Origin of the sequence: Neptunomonas qingdaonensis, from assembly GCF_900113275.1 — a bacterium.
Taxonomy (GTDB): domain Bacteria; phylum Pseudomonadota; class Gammaproteobacteria; order Pseudomonadales; family Balneatricaceae; genus Neptunomonas; species Neptunomonas qingdaonensis.
Genome location: NZ_FOOU01000001.1, coordinates 52,773 through 74,775 on the forward strand (window position 1 = coordinate 52,773; position 22,003 = coordinate 74,775).

Annotated in this window: 17 protein-coding genes; 8 read left to right on the top strand and 9 right to left on the bottom strand. The window is 47.2% G+C overall.

The window, feature by feature from the left end; all coding sequences use genetic code 11:
- Positions 1-233: 233 nt before the first annotated feature.
- Entirely contained in the window at positions 234-851 is a 618-nt protein-coding gene (locus BM099_RS00245) for a TetR/AcrR family transcriptional regulator (RefSeq protein WP_090722928.1), read from the bottom strand.
- 436 nt (positions 852-1,287) lie between these two features.
- On the opposite strand from BM099_RS00245, the gene BM099_RS00250 reads away from it, so the two are divergent.
- From BM099_RS00250 to BM099_RS00260, 3 genes are read left to right on the top strand one after another with little or no spacing between them, the layout of a single operon-like run.
- Positions 1,288-2,538 carry an efflux RND transporter periplasmic adaptor subunit gene (locus tag BM099_RS00250; RefSeq protein ID WP_090722930.1) on the top strand — a complete coding sequence of 417 codons (1,251 nt, stop codon included), beginning with the start codon at positions 1,288-1,290 and terminating at the stop codon, positions 2,536-2,538.
- 31 nt (positions 2,539-2,569) lie between these two features.
- On the top strand, positions 2,570-5,740 hold the full coding sequence (locus BM099_RS00255; protein WP_090722932.1) for an efflux RND transporter permease subunit: 3,171 nt from the start codon (positions 2,570-2,572) through the stop codon (positions 5,738-5,740).
- A gap of 3 nt (positions 5,741-5,743) precedes the next feature.
- Positions 5,744-7,144, top strand: coding sequence for an efflux transporter outer membrane subunit (locus BM099_RS00260; protein WP_090722935.1), 1,401 nt, complete (start codon positions 5,744-5,746; stop codon positions 7,142-7,144).
- A gap of 11 nt (positions 7,145-7,155) precedes the next feature.
- Here the strand turns inward: BM099_RS00260 and BM099_RS00265 are convergent, their stop codons facing one another.
- The 3 genes from BM099_RS00265 to glyQ form a co-directional block, all read right to left on the bottom strand.
- Complete coding sequence (locus tag BM099_RS00265) at positions 7,156-7,557, bottom strand: Rap1a/Tai family immunity protein (RefSeq protein WP_090722936.1); 402 nt, start codon at positions 7,555-7,557, stop codon at positions 7,156-7,158.
- 618 nt (positions 7,558-8,175) lie between these two features.
- The gene (gene glyS / locus BM099_RS00270) at positions 8,176-10,227 is read right to left on the bottom strand and encodes a glycine--tRNA ligase subunit beta (protein ID WP_090722939.1); all 2,052 of its coding nucleotides are present in this window, start codon (positions 10,225-10,227) and stop codon (positions 8,176-8,178) included.
- Entirely contained in the window at positions 10,227-11,204 is a 978-nt protein-coding gene (glyQ, locus tag BM099_RS00275; RefSeq protein ID WP_090722941.1) for a glycine--tRNA ligase subunit alpha, read from the bottom strand. Before glyQ ends, glyS begins: the two co-directional genes overlap by 1 nt.
- Before the next feature lie 223 nt (positions 11,205-11,427).
- On the opposite strand from glyQ, the gene BM099_RS00280 reads away from it, so the two are divergent.
- A complete protein-coding gene (locus BM099_RS00280; protein ID WP_090722944.1) occupies positions 11,428-12,324 on the top strand; it encodes a lysophospholipid acyltransferase family protein in 897 nt (298 codons plus the stop codon).
- A 2-nt stretch (positions 12,325-12,326) separates the two neighbouring features.
- Here BM099_RS00280 and BM099_RS00285 read toward each other — a convergent pair whose 3' ends face one another.
- From BM099_RS00285 to def, 5 genes are all read right to left on the bottom strand, one after another.
- Positions 12,327-13,775, bottom strand: a complete 1,449-nt coding sequence (locus BM099_RS00285) for a TrkH family potassium uptake protein (RefSeq protein WP_090722946.1) — start codon at positions 13,773-13,775, stop codon at positions 12,327-12,329.
- Between the two features lie 15 nt (positions 13,776-13,790).
- Complete coding sequence (gene trkA, locus BM099_RS00290; protein ID WP_090722948.1) at positions 13,791-15,167, bottom strand: Trk system potassium transporter TrkA; 1,377 nt, start codon at positions 15,165-15,167, stop codon at positions 13,791-13,793.
- 12 nt (positions 15,168-15,179) lie between these two features.
- Positions 15,180-16,484 carry a 16S rRNA (cytosine(967)-C(5))-methyltransferase RsmB gene (gene rsmB / locus BM099_RS00295; RefSeq protein WP_198064085.1) on the bottom strand — a complete coding sequence of 435 codons (1,305 nt, stop codon included), beginning with the start codon at positions 16,482-16,484 and terminating at the stop codon, positions 15,180-15,182.
- Positions 16,481-17,473, bottom strand: coding sequence for a methionyl-tRNA formyltransferase (gene fmt, locus BM099_RS00300; protein ID WP_090722951.1), 993 nt, complete (start codon positions 17,471-17,473; stop codon positions 16,481-16,483). The genes rsmB and fmt overlap by 4 nt, the downstream gene beginning before the upstream one ends.
- Positions 17,474-17,539: 66 nt before the next feature.
- Complete coding sequence (gene def / locus BM099_RS00305) at positions 17,540-18,052, bottom strand: peptide deformylase (RefSeq protein WP_090722953.1); 513 nt, start codon at positions 18,050-18,052, stop codon at positions 17,540-17,542.
- A gap of 160 nt (positions 18,053-18,212) precedes the next feature.
- Here def and BM099_RS00310 point away from each other — a divergent pair, with 160 nt between their 5' ends.
- From BM099_RS00310 to hemF, 4 genes are all read left to right on the top strand, one after another.
- Positions 18,213-19,253, top strand: a complete 1,041-nt coding sequence (locus BM099_RS00310) for a LysM peptidoglycan-binding domain-containing protein (RefSeq protein ID WP_090722956.1) — start codon at positions 18,213-18,215, stop codon at positions 19,251-19,253.
- A gap of 13 nt (positions 19,254-19,266) precedes the next feature.
- Positions 19,267-20,415, top strand: a complete 1,149-nt coding sequence (gene dprA / locus BM099_RS00315; RefSeq protein WP_198064084.1) for a DNA-processing protein DprA — start codon at positions 19,267-19,269, stop codon at positions 20,413-20,415.
- Between the two features lie 83 nt (positions 20,416-20,498).
- Positions 20,499-21,056: an L-threonylcarbamoyladenylate synthase type 1 TsaC gene (gene tsaC, locus BM099_RS00320; protein ID WP_090722959.1), complete on the top strand. Its 558-nt coding sequence runs from the start codon at positions 20,499-20,501 to the stop codon at positions 21,054-21,056.
- 30 nt (positions 21,057-21,086) lie between these two features.
- Positions 21,087-22,001 (top strand): oxygen-dependent coproporphyrinogen oxidase, encoded by a 915-nt coding sequence (gene hemF / locus BM099_RS00325; protein ID WP_090722962.1) that lies wholly within the window; start codon positions 21,087-21,089, stop codon positions 21,999-22,001.
- Positions 22,002-22,003: the final 2 nt, after the last annotated feature.

Consider the following 22,003-nt stretch of genomic DNA (forward strand, 5'->3'; position numbering starts at 1 on the left):
TGCCTCAGAAGCATCATCATGAAACTTGCCTCTTGTCGTAACGGACAGCGCCTCAGCGTTTTACGCCCATCAGCTACGTCGTATGTGTTCATTATAGTTAGACATTGAGCTGTTTTTCTGTCCGAAACAACAGCCACAATATACATTCGGGACACCCGATATAGCGGAGATCTTTGTGTAATTCAGCGGTTACGCAGCACGAAGGATTTTACTGCCCTGAATATAGGCAAGCGCTATGGAGCGATTGCTGGCATAGCAGAAAGCGCTAAGTCAGCCACCTCTGTTAACTCTTCCGAAGTTGCACCATTATTCGCCTGGATTGCCATACCTTGCATAACCGTTCCCAGATAACGTGCCAAAGTCACTACATTTGTCGTTGCCGGGATATCCCCTTCGGCTTGGGCACGTGCCAGGCGATCACGCAGACGTTCTTCGCCATCCTGCCGGCGGGCCATCAGCGCCTCTTTCACGGAACTGGCTGTTTCGCTGCAAGATAAAGCGCCTTGTATAATGACACAGCCTTGCGGGTGGCTCTTGTCTGCAAAATTTTTGGCGGCACCGTAGAGCATTTTTTTAACCACTTGGTGAGCGGTTGGCTCTTCGAGTGCAGGCCCCAAAAAAGCACAAGGGCGATTTTCATATACCTCGATTGCTTTTAAAAATAGCTGGTCTTTATTACCAAAAGTAGAATATAAGCTTGGCTTGTTAATGCCCATTGCTTCCGTTAGGTCTGCTAACGAAGTGCCGTCATAACCCTTACGCCAAAAGACGTCCAAGGCTTTTTCTAATGCAGCTTCCGGATCAAAAGCACGTGGTCTGCCGACCGAAGCTGTACAACGTGATTCCGACATAGCTATTCTCCTAATGACATTTTTTATCGCAAATAATCGACACAACTCATCTATTCAATAATGCCCTTCAAAAGCAGCATGAATTATCTGCAAATTATCAGCCCAACAAGGTGAGGTAAGAATCGCTCACCTGTTGGAATTTGAGTGTAACGTATAGCTGGCAAAACTACAGGGTTATACGTACCACAGGCTTATTTACATGGTCTTACATGCTTATTTAAAAGCATTGTTGCAATCGCAAGATACAGCGTTCGAAAAATAATATACCAATCGGTACAAAATAGATTGTACATATCACAGGTAAATTATATTCTTACCGGGCGGTACAAAACTAGTGCAAGCGTCAAGAAAATATAACTTTTCTGCAACCGCTGTACTCAGACACTCGCTTTAAAGCGGTTTTATCAAAAATCACATGACTCAAGAGACTAACGCTATGAGCAACAAAAAAATGATCAGAAACCTCACGCTTGGCAGTATTGTTACCCTGTTGCTAACAGCGTGTGGTGGTAAAGAAGCAGCCGCACCCAGTGCATCTTCTCCTCCACCGACAGTCTCCGTTGCGCAAGTGATTCATGAACGTATTACCGAATGGGATGAGTTCACCGGCCGTTTACAAGCCCCACAAACAGTGAGCCTTGTACCGCGTGTTTCTGGCTATATTGAAAAAGTTATGTTTCAAGAAGGCGCGCTGGTTAAAAAAAGCGATGTACTCTTCCTTATTGATTCACAGCCGTTTGACACCGAAGTAAATCGTTTAAAAGCGGATCTGAATAACGCCAAAGCAGCGGCAAAACTGGCTAATCACGATTACGATCGGGCAAAAAAGCTGGCTAAACAACGCGCTATCTCTAACGAGGCTGTAGACAACCGCTTCGCTCAGCAACAACAAACTGCTGCACAAGTCGCCTCTGTTCAAGCGGCATTAACACGCGCTCAGTTAGACGTGGCATATACCCAGGTTACGGCTCCGATTGATGGCCGTGTATCCTATGCACTGGTGACTGAGGGCAATTTTGTTAATGCAGGCCAAAGCGAGCTAACCAGCCTGGTATCTACCGATAGCATGTATGCCTATTTTGATCTGGATGAACAAACTTATCTAAAATACGGCATGCTGGCTAATGCTGGAAAACGCGCCGATACACGTGATACCAATACCGATAAGCCTGTTTATATGGGGCTTGCAAACGATACTGGTTACTCTCACATCGGCTATATCGATTTTGTTGATAACCGCATGAACCAACAAACCGGCACGATTCGGGTTCGTGCCCGCTTTGCAAATCAGGATAACAACTTAATTCCTGGTTTATTTGCACGGCTCAAACTCATCGGCAGTGATACCTACGAAGGTATTCTTGTCGACAACAAAGCCATCGGTACCGACCTGAATAACAAGTTTGTCCTGGTGGTCAATGCCGAGAACACGCTGGAATACCGCCCTGTTACCTTGGGTGAAACCATCAACGGATTACGAATTGTAACCCAAGGGTTATCGCCTGAGGATGTCATTGTTGTTAATGGTTTACAGCGCGTTCGTCCCGCCATGCAGATCAAACCTAAGTCCGTTGCCATGGCCAGCGATGAAGAACTCGCGCTAATACACGCTGAGCAGCAGACCTTAGACAGAGCCAGTGCTGCGGCACTTAGCAGTACTGCAGAACCAACAGATAACCGCAGTTAAGCCAACGCTCAAGGTTCAGTAAGGAGCCACTATGTTATCCCAGTTTTTTATCAAGCGACCGATATTTGCGGCCGTTATCTCACTGTTGTTTTTTATTGGTGGTGCAATAGCGGTATGGCAGTTACCCATTACCGAATACCCCGACGTGGTACCGCCAACGGTTGTCGTCACGGCTAACTACCCTGGCGCGAACCCAAAAGTGATTGCTGAAACGGTTGCTTCACCGCTGGAACAAGAGATCAACGGTGTAGAAGACATGCTGTATATGTCCTCTCAGGCTACCTCTGATGGACGTATGACACTGACCATCACCTTTGCGATTGGTACCGATATCGACTTGGCTCAAACCCAGGTGCAAAGCCGTGTAGAGCGTGCTAAACCTCGTCTACCACAAGAAGTGCAGCGTCTGGGCGTAGTAACAGAAAAATCATCACCCAGCCTCACCATGGTGGTGCATTTAACCTCACCGGATGACAGGTACGACATGCTCTACCTTTCAAACTACGCGGCACTCAACGTTAAAGATGAGCTAGCGCGTATCGAGGGTGTCGGTGCCGTTCGTTTATTTGGTGCGGGCGAATACAGCATGCGTGTTTGGCTGGATCCTAATAAAGTCGCTGCTTTGGGCTTATCTCCTACAGACGTTATTGCGGCTATTCGCGAGCAAAATCAGCAGGCGGCTGCCGGTAGTTTGGGGGCCCAGCCCACAGGTGATGCTGACTTCCAATTATTGATCAATGTAAAAGGCCGTCTTTCAAAAGTAGAAGAGTTTGAAGACATTATCGTTAATGTAGGTGCGCAGGGAGAGATCACACGCTTAAAAGATATCTCACGTATCGAACTGGGATCTTCTACTTACGCCCTGCGGTCTTTATTAGATAATAAAGAAGCGGTTGCGATTCCTGTCTTCCAGGCGTCAGGTTCGAATGCCATTCAGATCTCTGATGATGTACGCGCGAAAATGGCGGAGCTATCACAAACCTTCCCGCAAGGCTTGAGCTACGACATCGTCTACGATCCAACCGTATTTGTACGGGGTTCCATTGAAGCCGTGGTTAAAACCTTACTCGAAGCCATCTTGTTAGTCGTTATCGTTGTTGTACTCTTCTTGCAAACATGGCGCGCATCTATCATTCCATTGGTAGCGGTGCCTGTATCCTTAGTCGGTACCTTTGCTTTTATGCATTTGCTGGGCTTTTCATTAAACGCCCTCTCGCTGTTCGGATTAGTATTAGCGATCGGTATCGTTGTAGACGATGCCATCGTTGTCGTTGAAAACGTTGAGCGTAATATCGAAGAAGGCTTATCACCTATCGCGGCAACACAAAAAGCGATGAAGGAAGTCACAGGCCCCATCGTGGCAACTACCCTGGTGTTAGCCGCGGTCTTTATTCCTACCGCCTTTATGTCGGGTTTGACCGGGCAGTTCTATAAGCAGTTTGCTCTGACTATTACCATTTCTACCTTTATTTCTGCGATCAATTCGCTAACCCTTAGCCCTGCCCTGTCTGCTTTACTACTGAAAGGCCGGCACGAAAAAAAGGATTGGCTAACACGCTCTATGGACACCGTGTTAGGTGGCTGGTTGTTTAAGCCGTTTAATCTCCTTTTTGCAAAGCTCTCTCACGGTTACGGCTGGCTGGTTAAAAAAGTAATCCGTTTTGGCGCACTGATTGGCATACTCTACATTGGCTTAATTGGCTTGACCGGTTACCAATTTAATACGACACCAACAGGCTATGTGCCAGGTCAGGATAAGCAATACCTGATTGCATTTGCTCAATTACCTGATGCAGCATCGCTTGACCGCACCGAGGCCGTTATCAAAGAGATGTCTCGTATTGCCCTTGAGCAACCCGGCGTTTCTCATTCAGTCGGGTTTCCCGGCCTTAGCATCAATGGCTTCACCAACAGCCCTAACAGTGGTGTGGTATTCACTCCGTTGACTGATTTTGATCAGCGTACAGACCCTTCACTTTCAGCAAAAGCGATAGCCGCTGCACTCAACCAAAAGTTTGCAGGGATCGAGGATGCTTATATTGCCATTTTCCCGCCACCGCCTGTCATGGGTTTAGGCACTATTGGTGGATTTCGTCTACAGATACAAGATCGGGCAAATTACGGTTATGACGAACTCTATAAAGTTACTATGCAAGTTATGCAAAAAGCATGGGCTACACCAGAATTGGCCGGTGTGTTTTCCAGCTACCAGGTTAATGTTCCGCAGTTGGATTTGGATATAGACCGGACCAAGGCTAAGCAACAATCCGTCTCGTTAAATGAGTTGTTCGATACACTGCAGGCATATATGGGCTCGGCCTATGTTAATGACTTCAACCAGTTTGGCCGTACTTACCAGGTAAACGTACAAGCGGATGAGCAATTCAGACAAACACCTCAGCAAATCAACCAACTAAAAGTCCGCAACGAAAACGGCGATATGATCCCGCTGGGCTCCTTCATTAACGTGACTAATACCGCAGGCCCAGACCGTGTGATGCACTACAACGGCTTTACCACTGCCGAGCTGAATGGTGGTCCGGCTCCCGGCTTTAGCAGCGGTGAAGCGCAAGCGGCTATTGAGAAGATCCTAGCGGATACTTTGCCTAACGGCATGACTTATGAGTGGACGGAGCTAACCTATCAGCAGATTTTGGCAGGTAATGCCGGCATGTTTATTTACCCATTGGTCATCTTGTTAGTGTTCATGGTGTTAGCCGCTCAGTACGAAAGCCTGAGTTTACCAATGGCCATCATCCTGATTATTCCAATGACACTGTTATCAGCACTTACGGGGGTACTCATTTACGGCGGTGATAATAATATCTTCACGCAAATTGGCTTAGTAGTGTTAGTGGGATTAGCGACCAAGAATGCCATATTGATCGTCGAATTTGCACGAGATCTGCAAGGTCACGGCATGAATCGACTCGAGGCGATTTTAGAAGCAGGACGATTACGATTGCGCCCTATTCTGATGACCTCTATTGCCTTCATCATGGGTGTAGTTCCTATGGTTTTCTCCAGCGGTGCAGGTTCTGAGATGCGCCAGGCGATGGGCGTAGCCGTGTTCTCAGGCATGATTGGTGTCACTGTGTTCGGCCTCATTTTAACGCCATTGTTTTATTACGCGCTGGCAAAGCGTGACACTAACGCAAACGCTACTGCTGCTATTGAGTCCAAGCAAAAGGCAGGAGTGTAAAGCATGAAAGTACCTTTCAAACTAGCGGCCCTTGTCTTGATGGCCGGCACACTGACTGCGTGTGCCGTGGGCCCGGATTACCAGGTACCTGAACAAGTAAAGGACGTGCCTTTTAGCAGCCCTTACCAGCACTCGAATCTGGCGCTTAACTGGTGGCAAGCTTTTGATGATCAGGTGCTTAATCAACTGATCGATAAAGCATTAGTCGAAAACCGCACAATCACTCAAGCGCGCGCGAATGTGGGACGCGCTTATTTGGACTTCCGTGATGCGGATAATAATGGCTTGCCAACAGGCACTATCGATTCCGGCTATCAAGCCTATGAGAACAGCACGTTAGACCCGAGTGATGATGACATCGTTACCCGCGGTTATAGCACGGGGATCAGCCTATCCTGGGATATTGATCTGTTTGGCAAAATCCAACGCGCCAGTGAAGCGGCCCAAGCCAATCTGCAGCAAGCCGATATTTTATGGCACGATGCTCAACTGCAGATCATCAGTCAGGTGGCCATCAGCTACGGTGACTATCGAGGAGCGCAATTGCGCTTAAAGGTCGCCCAGGAGAATCTGAGTAACCTCGAGCAGAGCAGAGCTATCGTTCTTGCGCGTTTAGATGCCGGTATGGCATCAGAACTTGAACTGGCACGAATGGATGCCCAACTTTACGAAGTAAAAGCAAACATTCCTGCCTACGAGAGCCAGCTACAAACAGCCGATGCGGCTCTCTCCTCTTTACTTGCGCAACGCCCTGGACAGCTTGCTTTAGATGATAGTAAAAATTCACTGCACCTAAAACAGCTACCTCAATTACAAAAACCAGTCGCGATTGTGCAAGGTGAAAACTACCTTCGCTATCGTGCAGACGTTGCTAGCAGTGAGCGTGCGCTTGCTGCCAGTACGGCTCAGATAGGCGTTGCTACAGCAGACCTATACCCCAGCTTATCCATTGGCGGTTTTCTGGGTTTCTTATCGGGCTCAGGGCTTTCGTTAAACAGCAGCTCCCAGAGCTGGTCGGTAGCGCCAACGCTGAGTTGGAAAGCGGCTGATTTAGGGTCGGTAAGAGCTCGCATTAATTCAGCTAAAGCCAGCTCACGTATGGCCTTAGCTGATTTTGAGCAGAGTGTATTTACCGCGCTCAATGAGATGTCGCTATCACTTAAAAACTACAACCTGAGCCGCCAACAAGAAATAATGATCGCACATCAGCGTGAAGCCAGCCATAAAGCAGTTCGTATTGCCCGCCAACGCTACAACGCAGGAAGCGGTGAGTTTCTCGATCTATTAGATGCCGAGCGTGAACTACTGCGCAGCCGTGATCAACAAGCGCAGCTGGAACAACAAACCTTTACCCGCTTGGTGGGTATTTATAAAACATTTGGGGGAGGTATTAATGTCTTATAACTTAACTGTGACTACTGACAGGGATAGAGATTTCGTAGTGCCAGATAAACAGCGCTGGCTTTCTCTAAATCCTGGCTGCTGCTTGCATTTTCGACTTCTGTCAAAATAGCATCAATGATGACTTCTTCTGACGTGTTCTGGGGTAAACAGAAGCCGGCATAATATGTGGCTGGGACACTAGGCTGGCGCTTACCCACGCGAGTTTTGAATGCCCTCTTGAAAAAGTCTGATGGCTCCTCATTGTCGGTATAGCTATCAAATTGTTTAACAATTACATTGTCGGTTAATTGGGCTCCAGCCAAAAAACCGGCAATGTAAGCATTATCTAAACCATCATTGTTAGTGTTTTCGGCAAATAAAGCTGGTGAGAACAGACAAGCTATTATTGTAAAGATATGCGCTAAATTTTTCATTTTTACCCCTGGGCATGGTTCGGATAATGGTTTGATTCACTTTTTATTATTCGCGTATATGCAGGATATGCAGAGCCTGTCTTGCTGACCGCATGAGCCTGATTGAGAGTCCATCATGATATTAACTAAAAAACTGCTCATGACCTAGACTTGTGATTTTGATTTATATCATAAATTCAACGATCAATGTGCTGTAAAGTGCTGATCGTATGAAGTACCACCGCCAATATTGGCAGCTTGTTCCCTATGCTTGGCCTCTTCACTTAGTATTCCCCCCGCCTTCATTATTTTGCTAACAGAGATGACCCCTGGCCTAAACCTGGTATCGCCACGACCTTACCCGTCGGGCATTATTATTTCTGAAATGGGCATAAGCACGGGTACTTCAGTTACAAGCTTTCTGAAAATTCTTCCTCAGTATGGGGTCTTGCTTTTCCCTACCAAGGCGTCAGTTAACGCATCGTGTAATATTTGAGGAATGATAATTATGTGTGGATTTATTTCATATGAGGTTGTTGAGTGCTTCGGCTTTTATGTAATGTTCCACGTGAAACACGAGTGCATATAGATGAAAAAAAACCGGCCCTTAGGCCGGTTTTGTATGTAAGCAACAGAGGCTTAACTATTCAGCAGTGAGATGTCAGCTGTTCTTAAGAACAAACCACGCAGGTTTGACAAAAGAGCGATGCGGTTGTTGCGCACGTTTTCTTCCTCAGCCATCACCATGACGCTGTCAAAGAAAGCATCAACATCACTTTGTAACGATGCTAATTCAGCAAGTGCAGATGTGTAGTCACCCGCATCGAAGAATGGCTGTGCGCGTTTCTGCAGTGCCTCTACGCTATTGTGAAGAGTGATCTCTTCAGCCTGACTTAATAGTGATGCATCTACAGTGAGGTTTGCATTAGTTTTATTTTTTGACAGTATGTTTGAAACACGTTTATTTGCCGCTGCAAGTGAGGCCGCCTGAGGCAACATTTTAAAGCTATTAACCGCATTAACGCGCTTATCAAAATCAAGTGGCTGGGTTGGCCGAACCGCAACGACGGCGAGGTAGCTATCGATTGATACGCCCTTATCTTCATACCATGCACGTAGGCGCTCCAGCATAAAGTCAGTCACTTGCGCTGCTGCCGTATCGGCGGCTGGTAGGTTTGCATGTAATGAAACAGCTTTTGTAACCAGGTCTTTAAGGTCAAGACTCAGCTTGTTCTCGATGAGAATGCGTAACGTACCCAAAGAGGCGCGGCGTAATGCGAACGGATCTTTAGAGCCCGTAGGCGGCTGCTTGATGCCGAACAAGCCGGTCAGTGTATCCAGGCGATCCGCCAGCGCTACGGCGATTCCTGCGTCGCTTTGCGGCAGGTCGTCACCGGCAAATTTAGGAAGGTACTGTTCGTTAATAGCTGATGCTACTTCTTCAGGTTCGCCGTCATGCAGTGCGTAGTGATATCCCATCAGGCCTTGCAGGTCTGTGAATTCAAATACCATATCGCTCAGTAAGTCGCCTTTGGCTAAGTAGCCGGCCCGTTTGGCGTGGCTGACGTCTGTTCCGAGTTGCCCGGCGATGTAGCCCGCGAGTTCAGAGATGCGTGTTGCTTTATCGTATACAGTGCCGAGTTGGTTCTGAAAAACAACGCTTGAAAGTTTTTCAACGCGGGATTCCAGTGTGGTTTTTTTGTCGGTTTCAAAGAAGAAGGCAGCGTCTGCCAAACGTGGTCGAATAACCTTTTCGTTCCCTTCGATCACTTGCTGCGGGTCTTTGGATTTAATGTTGGCTACTGTGATGAAGTAAGGTAATAACTTGTTGTTCGTATCGACTGCATGAAAGTATTTCTGATTTTCTTTCATGGAGAGGATCAGTGCTTCTGCGGGCACATCCAGAAAGCGTTCTTCAAAACGGCCAGTCAAAGCCACTGGCCATTCATTCAGTGCCGTCACTTCATCAAGCAATTCAGAATCAATTTCTGCAGCGCCACCTAGTTTTGTACCGGCGGCAATCACTTGTGTTTCTATTTTTGCGCGGCGGATGGCAAAGTCTGCTATCACAAAACCTGGTGATAGCAATTTGTCTTCATATTCAGAAGCGGCCATTAGCTCAATGTCGTGATTATAATGGAAACGGTGACCGCGGGTTTTGCGACCTGAAGTCAGTCCCAGAATGGTTGCCGGAACCACTTCATCGCCAAACAGCATCACCAGCCATTTAGAAGGTCTTACGAACTCAATTCGGCTTGCGCCCCAGCGCATACGTTTGGGGATAGGCAGTGCGTTGATTGCGTCCTGTACAAAGGTGGGTAGCAGCGAAACAGTATCTGCGCCCTTCTCTGTTGTGCGATAAACATAGTAGTCGCCTTTGTCTGTCTCTAGCACTTGTAACGCTGAAGACTCGATACCGCATGAGCGCGCAAATCCATCAATGGCTTTCTGAGGAGCCTTGCACGAGGGCCCCCGCTTTTCTATATCGCTATCCGGTTGTTGGCTGCTGACCGCAGAAATCTTTACGGCTAAACGGCGTGGTGCGGCATACGATGTCACACCCTCAAAGCTTATATTGGCTTTAGAGAGTGCATCTACGATACCTTTGGTAAAAGCAGCGGAAAGGCTTTTCAGGGCTTTGGGTGGTAACTCTTCAGTTCCGAGCTCTACAAGGAAATCACGGGTGCTCATTACTTTTCCTCCTTGTTTTCAGCCATGTGTGCGGCGAGTACTTCGTTACGTAATGCTTCTGGCGCTAATGGAAAGCCTAATGCTTTACGTGTCTCAAAATAACCTTGAGCTACGCCGCGAGCTAATGTGCGCACTCGTAGAATGTAGCGTTGGCGCTCAGTAACTGAAATGGCGTGGCGAGCATCAAGCAGGTTAAACGTGTGTGAAGCTTTAAGGACTTGTTCGTACGCCGGAAGTGGAAGATTCACCGCTAAAAGTTTGTTGCATTCTGCTTCGTAATGATCAAAATTCTCGAACAACTTCGGTACGTCTGCATGCTCAAAGTTATACGTTGATTGCTCCACTTCATTTTGGTGGAATACATCACCGTAGGTTACTACGCTGCCATCCGGGCTTTTTGCCCAAATGAGATCATACACGCTATCGACGTTTTGCAAGTACATAGCAATACGCTCAAGACCGTAAGTGATCTCCCCCGTTACTGGGTAGCATTCAAGACCGCCTGCCTGTTGAAAGTAGGTAAATTGAGATACTTCCATTCCGTTAAGCCAAATCTCCCAACCTAATCCCCATGCGCCTAATGTGGGTGACTCCCAGTTATCTTCTACGAAACGGACGTCGTGCACGAGTGGATCTACACCCACTCTTTGCAGGGATTCAAGATAAAGTTCCTGAATATTGTCTGGGGAGGGCTTCAGGGCTACCTGAAACTGATAGTAATGCTGCAGGCGGTTTGGGTTCTCACCGTAGCGGCCGTCGGTTGGTCTGCGGCTGGGTTGAACATAAGCCGAACGCCATGTCTCAGGACCAATTGCGCGCAGGAAGGTGGCGGGATGAAATGTCCCTGCGCCTACTTCCATATCCAGCGGTTGAATAATGACACAGCCCTGCTCGGCCCAATAGGTTTGAAGTGCCAGGATCAAGCCCTGGAACGTACTTACATCCGGAGTCACATTGTCCGTCACGGGAACCACCATTTATGAAAGAGAGTGAAAAAATAGCGCTAAATTATACACCATTGACTTTCTTTTTCCTTTTCAAAACTAAACAGGTGTGGCCGAAAACACGAAACATGCCGTTTTTTTTATGTACTATTTTTATTCAGATAGTTAAAAATATAAAAATTATTTGAAAATCCTATTTATGAAATTCTTTTTATCTTAATTATATATAATGATATTTTTATTTTGAGGTCGTCTGATGAAGCAAATAAAAGCTGTTGTTGCGATTGCAGTTCTGGGGCTGATGTCTTTATTGCCTCTTAAATGGGCGCAATCAATAGGTGCATTCATCGGCAAACGCGCAGAAAAAAACCAGGATTCTGACTTAGGAAGAATTACAAAAACTAATATAGAGCTATGTTTTCCCGAGCTAACAACTGAACAAAAAAGCAGACTGATAAAAGAGAGCCTTATCGAAACAGGAAAAACATTTTCAGAAATGGGGATGTCCTGGATGTGGCCGCCTGCCCGCACTCTGAAAATGATTAAAGAGGTTAATAACGCAGAGCTGGTTGATGAGAGTTTACGCCATGGTTCGGGCGTTATCATGATCGCGCCGCATTTGGGGAACTGGGAAGTACTTAACCTCTACCTATCAGAACGTTATACGTTAACGGCAATGTATCGTCCTCCAAAATTAAAATTGATGGATGATATGATAAAAAAAATGCGTGCCCGATTAGGGACTAAGCTTGCTCCCGCTGATTCATCGGGTGTCAGAATTGTGATGAAGGCTTTAAAACGTGGAGAGATGGTTGGAATATTACCTGATCAGGAACCTGCTAGCGGTGGTGTATACTCCCCTTTTTTTGGCCAGTCCGCCTATAGTATGAAGCTGCTGCCACAACTGGTCAGGCAAACGGGGGCCCGGGTTATTTGTGGATATGCTGAACGATTGGAAAACGCAGCAGGGTTTACTCTGCATTTTGTTGAAGCAGATCCTTCTATTTATGATAAGGATCTGACGCTAGCAGTTGCAGGCATGAATCGCTCTGTAGAGCGTTGTGTGCGTGCTTTGCCAGCGCAGTATCAGTGGGAATATAAGCGCTTTAATCATCAACCTGAAGGTCTTGTGAGTCCTTACCGGAATCGTTAGTTTTAGCGCTTCCAGAAGGCCGGCGTAAATAATACCAACAGTGTAAACACCTCTAAGCGCCCTAGTAGCATTGCGAAACATAAAATCCATTTAGCCGTTTCGTTGAGGTTGCCATAATGGACGGCCACGTCTCCAAGCCCTGGGCCGAGATTGTTTAGCGCAGCACCTACAGCTGACCAGGCGGTAACCTGATCAAGCCCTGTCCCCAGTAGTGCAATCAGCATAATGATAAATACAATCAAATAGACCGAAAAGAATCCCCATACGGCTTCAAGCACTCTGTCTGAAATAGGTTTGTTGCCCAGTTTTACAGGGATTACAGCATTGGGGTGTACCAACCTCATAATCTCCCTGTGGCCCTGTTTTAGGATCAGAAGTACGCGAATGACCTTCATACCTCCACCTGTTGATCCGGCACAACCCCCTGCAAATGCCGCAACGAACAGCATAAAGGGAAGCATCGCTGGCCAGTGGGCAAAGTCGGCTGTTGAGAATCCTGTTGTAGTGGCAATTGAGACAACCATGAATATGGACTTTCGCATTGACTCAACCGGAGCGTATGTTTCAGTGCCGATCAGAGCAAACATTGTGATCATGCTAACGGCTGCCAATATGCCAACGTAGAATTGGAATTCCGGATCCTGGAAGTAATGTAATATTGATTTCTGTCGCCATGCAAAGAAGTGAAGACTGAAGTTGACCGCCGATATGACCATGAAAAATGTGCAGATCGCCTCGATAGTAGCGCTATCAAAATACCCCATACTGGCATCGTGTGTGGAAAATCCACCGATGGCGACTGTCGAAAAACTATGCCCTATCGCATCAAACAAGGTCATTCCCGCCGCCCAATATCCTAAGGCGCAGGCAACCGTCAGTGATAAATAGATATACCAAAGCGCTTTTGCTGTTTCAGTAATGCGAGGTGTCAGTTTGTTGTCCTTAACCGGGCCTGGTGTTTCGGCGCGATACAGCTGCATTCCCCCGATACCTAGCATCGGAAGTATGGCGACAGCAAGGACGATAATACCCATGCCGCCTAACCACTGCAGCTGTTGCCGATAATAAAGAATAGACTTGGGCAGAATGTCTATGCCGGTCATGACGGTTGCACCGGTCGTCGTTAGCCCAGAGAGTGATTCAAATACGGCATCTGCCACCGTTAGGTGTGGGCTTTCTGAGAGCATTAACGGCACGGCTCCGAACAGGCCTAGCACCACCCAGAATAAGACAGTAATTAAAAAACCATCCCGTGTTCGTAGATCTTGTCTCACGCGATAAACAGGTAGCCAGATCAAGAATCCGGTTATTAGTGTGATGGCAAATGCGCCAACGAAGGCGTAATCATGGCCGTCATCATAAAAGATAGACACTCCGATGGGTGGCAGCATTGTGATACTAAACACCATGAGGAGTATGCCCAGAATTCTTAGTATAACGCGATAGTGCATAGCCAGATCTCAGGGTTAAAAGAATGCAAGACCGACTTGGAATAGCCGCTCTACTTCACCGATTCGTCGTTTATCTACCAGGAACAAAATTACATGATCACCGTTTTCGACGACAACATCATCATGTGCGATGAGTACTTCATCGTGGCGTACGATTGCACCTATGGTTGTTCCGGGAGGTAGGTCTATATCTTCAATGGTCCGGCCAACCACTTTGGAGCTTCGCTTATCGCCATGTGCAACGGCTTCTAATGCTTCCGCTGCGCCGCGTCTTAAGGAGTGAACGGCGGCAACATCGCCGCGTCTTACATGTGTCAGCAAAGCACCAATGGTGGTTTGCTGAGGTGAGATGGCGATATCAATGACGCCTCCCTGAACAAGATCTACATAAGCAGGGTTGTTGATAAGCGTCATGACAGTTCTTGCACCCAGCCGTTTTGCCAGCATGGATGCCATTATGTTGGCTTCGTCATCATTTGTCAGTGCGCAGAAAACATCAGTGTCTTCTATGTTTTCTTCCAGCAGTAGCTCTTTGTCCGAGGCGCTGCCATTCAAAACTATGGTGTTGTTTAATGTTCTGGCTAGCTGATTACACCGCGGCATGCTTCGCTCAATTATTTTGACGCGAAAGTTTGCTTCGATATTACTCGCCAATCTAGCGCCAATGTTGCCTCCACCCGCAATCATGATGCGTTTATAAGGGTTGTCTAGTCGGCGCAACTCACTCATTACCGCACGGATATCTTTTTTAGCGGCGATGAAAAACACTTCGTCATCCGCTTCGATGACAGTGCTTCCTTGAGGGATGATGGGTTTTCCTTGTCGGAATATTGCAGCAACGCGTGTATCTACTGCTGGCATATGTGTCCGTAGGTAGGCTATTTCTCTTCCTACCAATGGGCCGCCATAGTAAGCTTTTACTGCAACAAGTTGAGCCTTACCATCAGCAAAATCCAATACCTGTAATGCGCCAGGTTGCTCTATCAAACGTTTGATATGCTGAGTGACCAGTTGCTCTGGGCTGATAAGTACATCGATAGGCAGCGCATCTTTATTGAACAGAAGTTTGTCTTGTTTCAGATAGTCATGCGCACGAACACGGGCAATTTTTGTGGGAATATTAAATAACGTCTGGCCAATCTGACACGCGATCATATTAACTTCATCGCTGTTCGTTACTGCGATCAACATGTCTGCATCTTGAGCGCCGGCTCGTGCCAGCGCGCTTGGATATGACGCGCTACCTTCAACGGTTCGGATGTCTAGCCTGTCCTGCAGTTCGCGAAGTCTATTGATGTCGGTATCAATAATAGTGATGTCATTCGCTTCGTTTGCCAGGTTTTCTGCCAGGGTGCCGCCAACCTGGCCAGCCCCAAGAATAACTATTTTCATCCGTTGATTCCGCTAAGTTGGATCGGTAGCTTTTTTCAGCGTTGCATAAAAGAAACCATCATGCCCGTTTGGCTGTGGGAATAGCTGTTTGCCAAAGGGACGTTCAAGACCCCAGCTTGCGTCTATGGGTTTATGGATCGCGTCACTATTTTCTTTTATGAAGCGCTCTATGAGTCGTTCATTTTCCTGCGGAAAAATTGAGCAGGTTGCGTAAACCAGTGTCCCACCCCTTTTCAGCATATGCCATAAATTATTAAGTATTTTTAGTTGCAGATTAGATAATTGATGTATCTCTTCCGCTTTACGCAGGATTTTGATGTCCGGATTACGACGAATAACACCGGTGGCGCTACAAGGTGCATCAACAAGAATTTTGTCATATTCTTTTTGATCCCACCATTCTGTTGATGTTGCATCCGCAATAATGATTCTTGCGTTGAGCTTTAATCGTTGAAGATTTTCATTAATTCTGTCCGCGCGCTTCGCGGATATCTCCAGCGCATCAACCGTAATGTTTGGGCTTGATTCCAGTAAGTGACAAAGTTTTCCTCCTGGGGCTGCGCAAGCGTCCAGAATTTTATCGCCCTCTTGTGCAGCAAGAAGAGAGCTGCTCAGTTGCGCCGCTTCATCCTGGACGCTCACATCGCCTTCGGCAAACCCCGGCAGTTCGTGTACATCGACTGCTGAATTCAGCGTGATGCCTTGCATGGAGTACGCGCAAGGCATTGCGCTAATGCCTGCGCTTTCTAATCGTGAGAGATATGTTTCACGTGAAACATGTAGTTGATTAACGCGCACTGTCATCGGCGCTTGAACGTTATTTTGGGTTAAAATTTCTTGCCAAAATTCAGGCCAGTTATGTTTTAGTTTTTCAATAAACCAGTTAGGGTGGTTGAAGAGAAATACTTGTTCGTCATATAAAGACTCAATGATTTGGTCTTTTTCCCGGCTGAAGCGTCGAAGGATGGCATTGAGTAAACCACTGGCTCTTGCTGCCTCGAGCTGATGAGTGGCTTCAACTGTCTCGCTAATTGCTGCGTGTGCCGGAATACGCATTTCCAGTAACTGATAAAGCCCCACTAAAAGTAAAGCACGTATATGCGTGTCTGACTTACGAATGGGCCTTTCAAGTAAAGCGTCAGCAATCAGCTGGAGCTTTGGGTAATTTCTTGTTGTGCCATAACAGAGCTGCCTTAAAAGCGCCCTGTCCTTATCGTCACAGCGTAGAAGTGATTCCGTCAGCGTCTGTTTTAGCGACCCCTTGTCTTCTAGTAACGGGGCTATGGCTAAAGCGGCAAGGCCGCGTACATTAATCATTTTATTAAACTCTTGCCTAAGTTCTCACCTAAAATCACGCCGACCGAAAAAAGCTCTTTACGGGAATTAAGCACATCGCGAGTAAGCAAAGGCTTTCCTCCTGGCAGTTGCAATCGTTCTATCGCCAATGCTGTGCCGTTACCGCATGCCACAAGGAGGCTATCTTTGCGTGTTTCGAGAATAGTGCCAGGCGTGGTTTCGGTGGTAGTGACTGGTGACGCTTCAGTGAATGGCGATGCTTTTAATATTCGTAAGGTATTGGATTCAAGTATTGTGTAAGCAATGGGCCAGGGTGAAAGCCCGCGTATTTGTCTGCAAATGTCTTCTGCATTATCAGACCAGTCAATCAGACCTTCCTGCTTTGCTAGCTTATGTGCATAACAGGCATCCGCATCATTCTGTTTGATGGGGTTGAGTTGGTCCATCTGGATGATGCGAAGAGTCTCGATTAATGCCGTGGCCCCTATTTCAGCTAAGCGGTCATGTAGGCTGCCACTGGTATCGTCAGGTTGGATGTCACAGCTGCTTTTATAAAGCATATCTCCTGTATCAAGTCCTTCGTCCATCTGCATGATGGTAATGCCGGTTTCTGCATCCCCTGCCAGCAGTGAGCGATGTATCGGTGCGGCGCCACGCCAGCGAGGCAGTAGCGATGCATGAACATTAATACATCCATGTCTGGGTATGTCTAATACCGCTTTTGGTAAGAGTAAACCATAGGCGACAACTACCATTAGATCTGCGTTAAGTGCAGCCAACTCTGCCTGCTCAGTGCTGCCTTTGAGGCTTTGCGGCTGAAAAACCGGGATATCATTGCTTGTGGCAAGCGACTTTACCGGGCTGGCTTTTAGTTTGCGGCCTCGGCCAGCAGGACGATCCGGTTGCGTGTAAACGGCAATAACCTGATGCTCACTGTTGATAAGTGCGGCTAAACTGCTTGCTGCGAAGTCGGGCGTGCCAGCGAAGATTATTCTTAATGGTGTTGTCATGTGGTATCCATAAACAAAAACAGGCTTGCATAACGCAAACCTGTTGATAATCAGTATTGAATAAGCTTAGTTCACTTGTTCAAGTTTATGTATTTTCTCTAGCTTGGAGCGAATGCGGTTTCGTTTCAGTGTGGAGAGGTAATCGACAAACAGTTTGCCATTGAGGTGGTCTATTTCATGCTGAATACACACGGCGAGTAAGTCATTCGCCTCCATTTCGAAACTCTCTCCATTTCGATCAAGTGCTTTTACCCGGATATGGTTTGGGCGTTTGACCTCTTCGTAAAAACCGGGAACGGATAAGCAGCCTTCCTGCATCTCTTCTAGTTCACCAGAAATAACTTCGAAAGAGGGATTAATCAATACTAATGGTTCATTATTATCTTCTGATACATCAATAGTAATGATTTGACGATGAATGTTGACCTGAGTGGCCGCCAAACCAATACCAGGGGCGTCGTACATGGTTTCAAACATGTCATCGATGATGCTGCGCAGCTCATCGTCAACGTGCTCAACAGGTTCTGCGATGGTACGCAGGCGGGGATCAGGGAATTCAAGAACGGTTAACAGGGCCATAAAATCACATATTCTTCAGAAAGTTATAGAGAAGCGCCATATTCGGCACAAAACATCAATTAACCTATTATACTGATATAGCGCTACGATGCATTTGTCGTTTACCGTTGTTTATTAGATGTGCAATGGAGTATTCCGGGCACTCAGCAAGGGAACTGAGATGAAAAAACTGTTGGGTATATGTTTGGCTTCATGGCTTGCTCTGTCAACGCCAATTCAAGTACAAGCAAGGGCTGATCAGATACAGCTACAAGAAAACCATCCGCAAGAATATGTGGTTGTGAAGGGAGATACTCTTTGGGATATCTCCGGACATTTTTTGAAAAAGCCATGGCGTTGGCCTGAGCTATGGGATGTTAATCCGCAGATTGATGACCCGCATTGGATCTATCCTGGAGACGTTCTTTACCTGACATGGGTAAATGGTCAGCCAAAATTGCGTTTAAAAGATGACAGAATGCAGCCTCGTGCCCGCGTTTCTAAGCTTGATAACGCTATTCCTGCTATTCCATTGAAGGATCTGTATGCTTTCCTTAGCGACAATGTAGTACTCGATGACGAGCTGCTTAGGCAGACACCTTATGTTTTGGGCGGTCGTAATGCGCGCATTATTGCCGGTGCAGGTGACAGGATTTATGCACGCGGTGAGATCGATCAGGGGCATATCGAGCAGAATGTCTATCGTCCTGCTAAGGAATATATAGATCCTGATACTAAGGAACTATTGGGATATGAGTTATTAAAAGTAGCTGAAGCTCGCATTACGGCATTGAACGATGATATTACCAGCCTGGATCTCATTAAATCCCGCGAAGAAGTGCGTGTAATGGATCGGGTTATCCCTTCACCTGAGTCTCGAATTCAGTCGGTATTCTATCCGGCGGCGGCCCCTGTAGAAGTTAAAGGGGAAATTCTGGCGGTGTTACGTGGTGTCACTAAGATTGGCCGCTATGATGCAGTAGCCATTAATAAGGGCAACCGTGAAGGCTTGAAGTCGGGACACGTGTTTGTTGTATCAACCCGTGGTGAGACAATTACTGACCCACTTACTAAAGAAAAGATAACGCTCCCTGCTGAAGAGGCAGGCACGTTAATGATCTTTAAAACCTTTGAGAAAGTGAGCTATGGGTTAGTCATGACAGCCACCAATGTGTTGTCTATTGGCGATTCTGTTGTTTCACCTGATTTCGAATCTTATTAAATAAGAGAATGATATGCCTAGCGATCCAAAGGACTGGATCGCTATCAGTCAGTTGCCCGGTATTGGACCGGCGACACTGGGTAAACTTTTCCGAGGGAAATGGACACCTGAGCGACTGGTAGCGGGTCACAGCGAAAATCATTTAACTTGCGATACACTTCCCTTTCCTCGACTTAACCGTCTGCAGATTACACAGCTACAGAGTTATGTGATGCAACGCGGTGATCTGTGGGATTCAACCAATCAATTTTTAGAAAAACTACAGAGAATAAACGTCGAATGTTTATTGTCCGACAGCGACGCCTATCCTGCCCTGCTGCGTGAAGCTCCTGATCACCCCGTTATATTGTTTGTGCAAGGTAATATGGATGCAATGCATTTACCCATGGTCTCGATTGTGGGTAGTCGAAATGCCAGCGCTGCCGGGCTGCGGCATGCTTATCAGTTCTCCCGCGCTCTTTCTTCAGCAGGCTTTGTGGTATCCAGTGGACTCGCTTTAGGGATTGATGGCGCTGCTCATCAGGCAGCCGTTGATCTGCAACTGCCTACGGTGGCGGTGATGGGTACCGGCAGCGATCGTATTTATCCGGTGCGCCACAAAAAACTTGCTGAAAAAGTTCTAGACACGGGCGGTGCACTGGTGACCGAACTCCTGCCAGGAAGCGGGCCCTTAGCGGCGCACTTTCCGCGCAGGAATCGGATTATTAGTGGTTTATCTACCGGTGTTCTGGTTGTAGAGGCTGCGTTAAAGAGTGGCTCCCTTATTACGGCGAGAATGGCCATGAATCAAGGCAGAGAAGTTTTTGCCTTACCCGGATCAATTGATCATCCCGGGAGTCGTGGTTGTCATTCATTAATCCGCGAAGGGGCTGTTCTGGTCGAATCTGTCGAGCATATGCTGGAAGAATTATCTGTCATGCTCGGTGTCCTCAGAGAGGTGTCGCAGCATGCAGAACCAAGCGATGTTCAGAATAATTTATCGGTCAATCAAAATAAAATTCTGAATGCGGTCGATTTTTCGTTAACATTATTAGAAGAGATCGTCCCCAGATTAGGTCTGATTGACAATAGTTTGCAGTCCTCTCTGCAGTCCGGTTTAGTAGAATTGGAGCTTTTGGGGTGGCTGGAATCGGTCGGCGGAGGCTATCGGCGTATCCGTTGATGTAGCGTTGATGTACATAGGTAGAGTTGCAACTCGGAGACGAAACAGGTAGTTTTCCGGCTTTAATCCAAAGAGTTTCCTGCATGAACCAGTGGCATTATTCACAGGCTGCCAGAGCATTAGATGCCGGGGGAGTGATTGCCTATCCGACCGAGGCGGTATGGGGTTTGGGATGCGACCCTTATAATGAAACAGCCGTTCGGCGATTATTAGCACTCAAGCGGCGTCCCGTACATAAAGGCGTTATTCTAGTGGCCGCCAGCATGGCACAGATAGCGCCTTTATTGCGAGGATTGGCACCTGAACATCTGGAGCGCTTAGAGGCAAGCTGGCCTGGGCCAAACACCTGGTTGCTTCCTGATCCTGATAATATTATTCCGTCGTGGATAAAAGGCAAACATCCATCAGTAGCGGTTAGGGTAAGTGCTCATCCAGGCGTTATTTCACTCTGCAACGCGTTCGGTCGGCCGATTGTGTCAACGTCTGCTAATCCTTCAAGTGCTGAGCCTGCAAGGACTCTATTAAGAGTGAATACTTACTTCGGTACAAAACTGGATTATTGCCTGCCAGGAAAACTGGGTGATTTGGCACAACCCACAACGATACAGGATCTGCGTGATAGCCGCGTAGTCCGTTCATAATATTCGACTGACACTGGAGACTGACAGGCTATGTCCGCACCCGATATTAACGCAGTAAAAAGTTACTTATTAGACCTTCAGGATCGTATCTGTCAGGAATTAGAAGCGGCCGATGGTCAACAAAAGTTCATCGAAGACAGTTGGGATAGACCGCAAGGTGGCGGTGGTCGTACCCGTGTTATTGTTGATGGCGGGATCTTTGAAAAAGGCGGTGTCAATTTTTCACATGTCTTTGGCGATGCCCTCCCCGCGTCGGCAACGGCGCATCGCCCTGAATTGGCAGGCCGTACCTTTGAAGCGATGGGTGTCTCTCTGGTGATGCACCCAAAAAATCCCTACATACCTACCTCGCATGCCAATGTGCGTTTTTTTATTGCGGAAAAAGAGGGTGAAGATCCGGTGTGGTGGTTCGGTGGTGGTTTTGATATGACACCTTATTATGGGAATGATGATGATTGCCGTCACTGGCATATGACGGCCAAGGCCGCCTGTGATCCTTTTGGAGATGATATCTACCCTCGCTTTAAAACCTGGTGCGATGATTACTTTTATCTAAAGCATCGTGATGAGCCGCGTGGTGTGGGTGGTTTATTCTTTGACGATCTCAACGAGCTCGGGTTTGACAAAAGTTTTGCGCTGATGCAATCAATAGGAAATGCCTATCTTCCCGCATATGTGCCCATCATTCAGCGCAGAGACGGAACGCCTTATGGTGAAAAACAGCGTGACTTCCAGCTGCATCGTCGTGGCCGATATGTTGAATTTAACCTTGTTTATGATCGTGGAACCTTATTCGGTTTGCAGTCAGGTGGCCGCACAGAGTCGATCTTAATGTCATTACCGCCTGAAGTACGCTGGGGATATGACTGGAAACCAGAAGCGGGCAGCGAAGAAGCCGAGCTTTACACACGCTATCTGCAGCCACAGAATTGGCTCGAGGTATAATC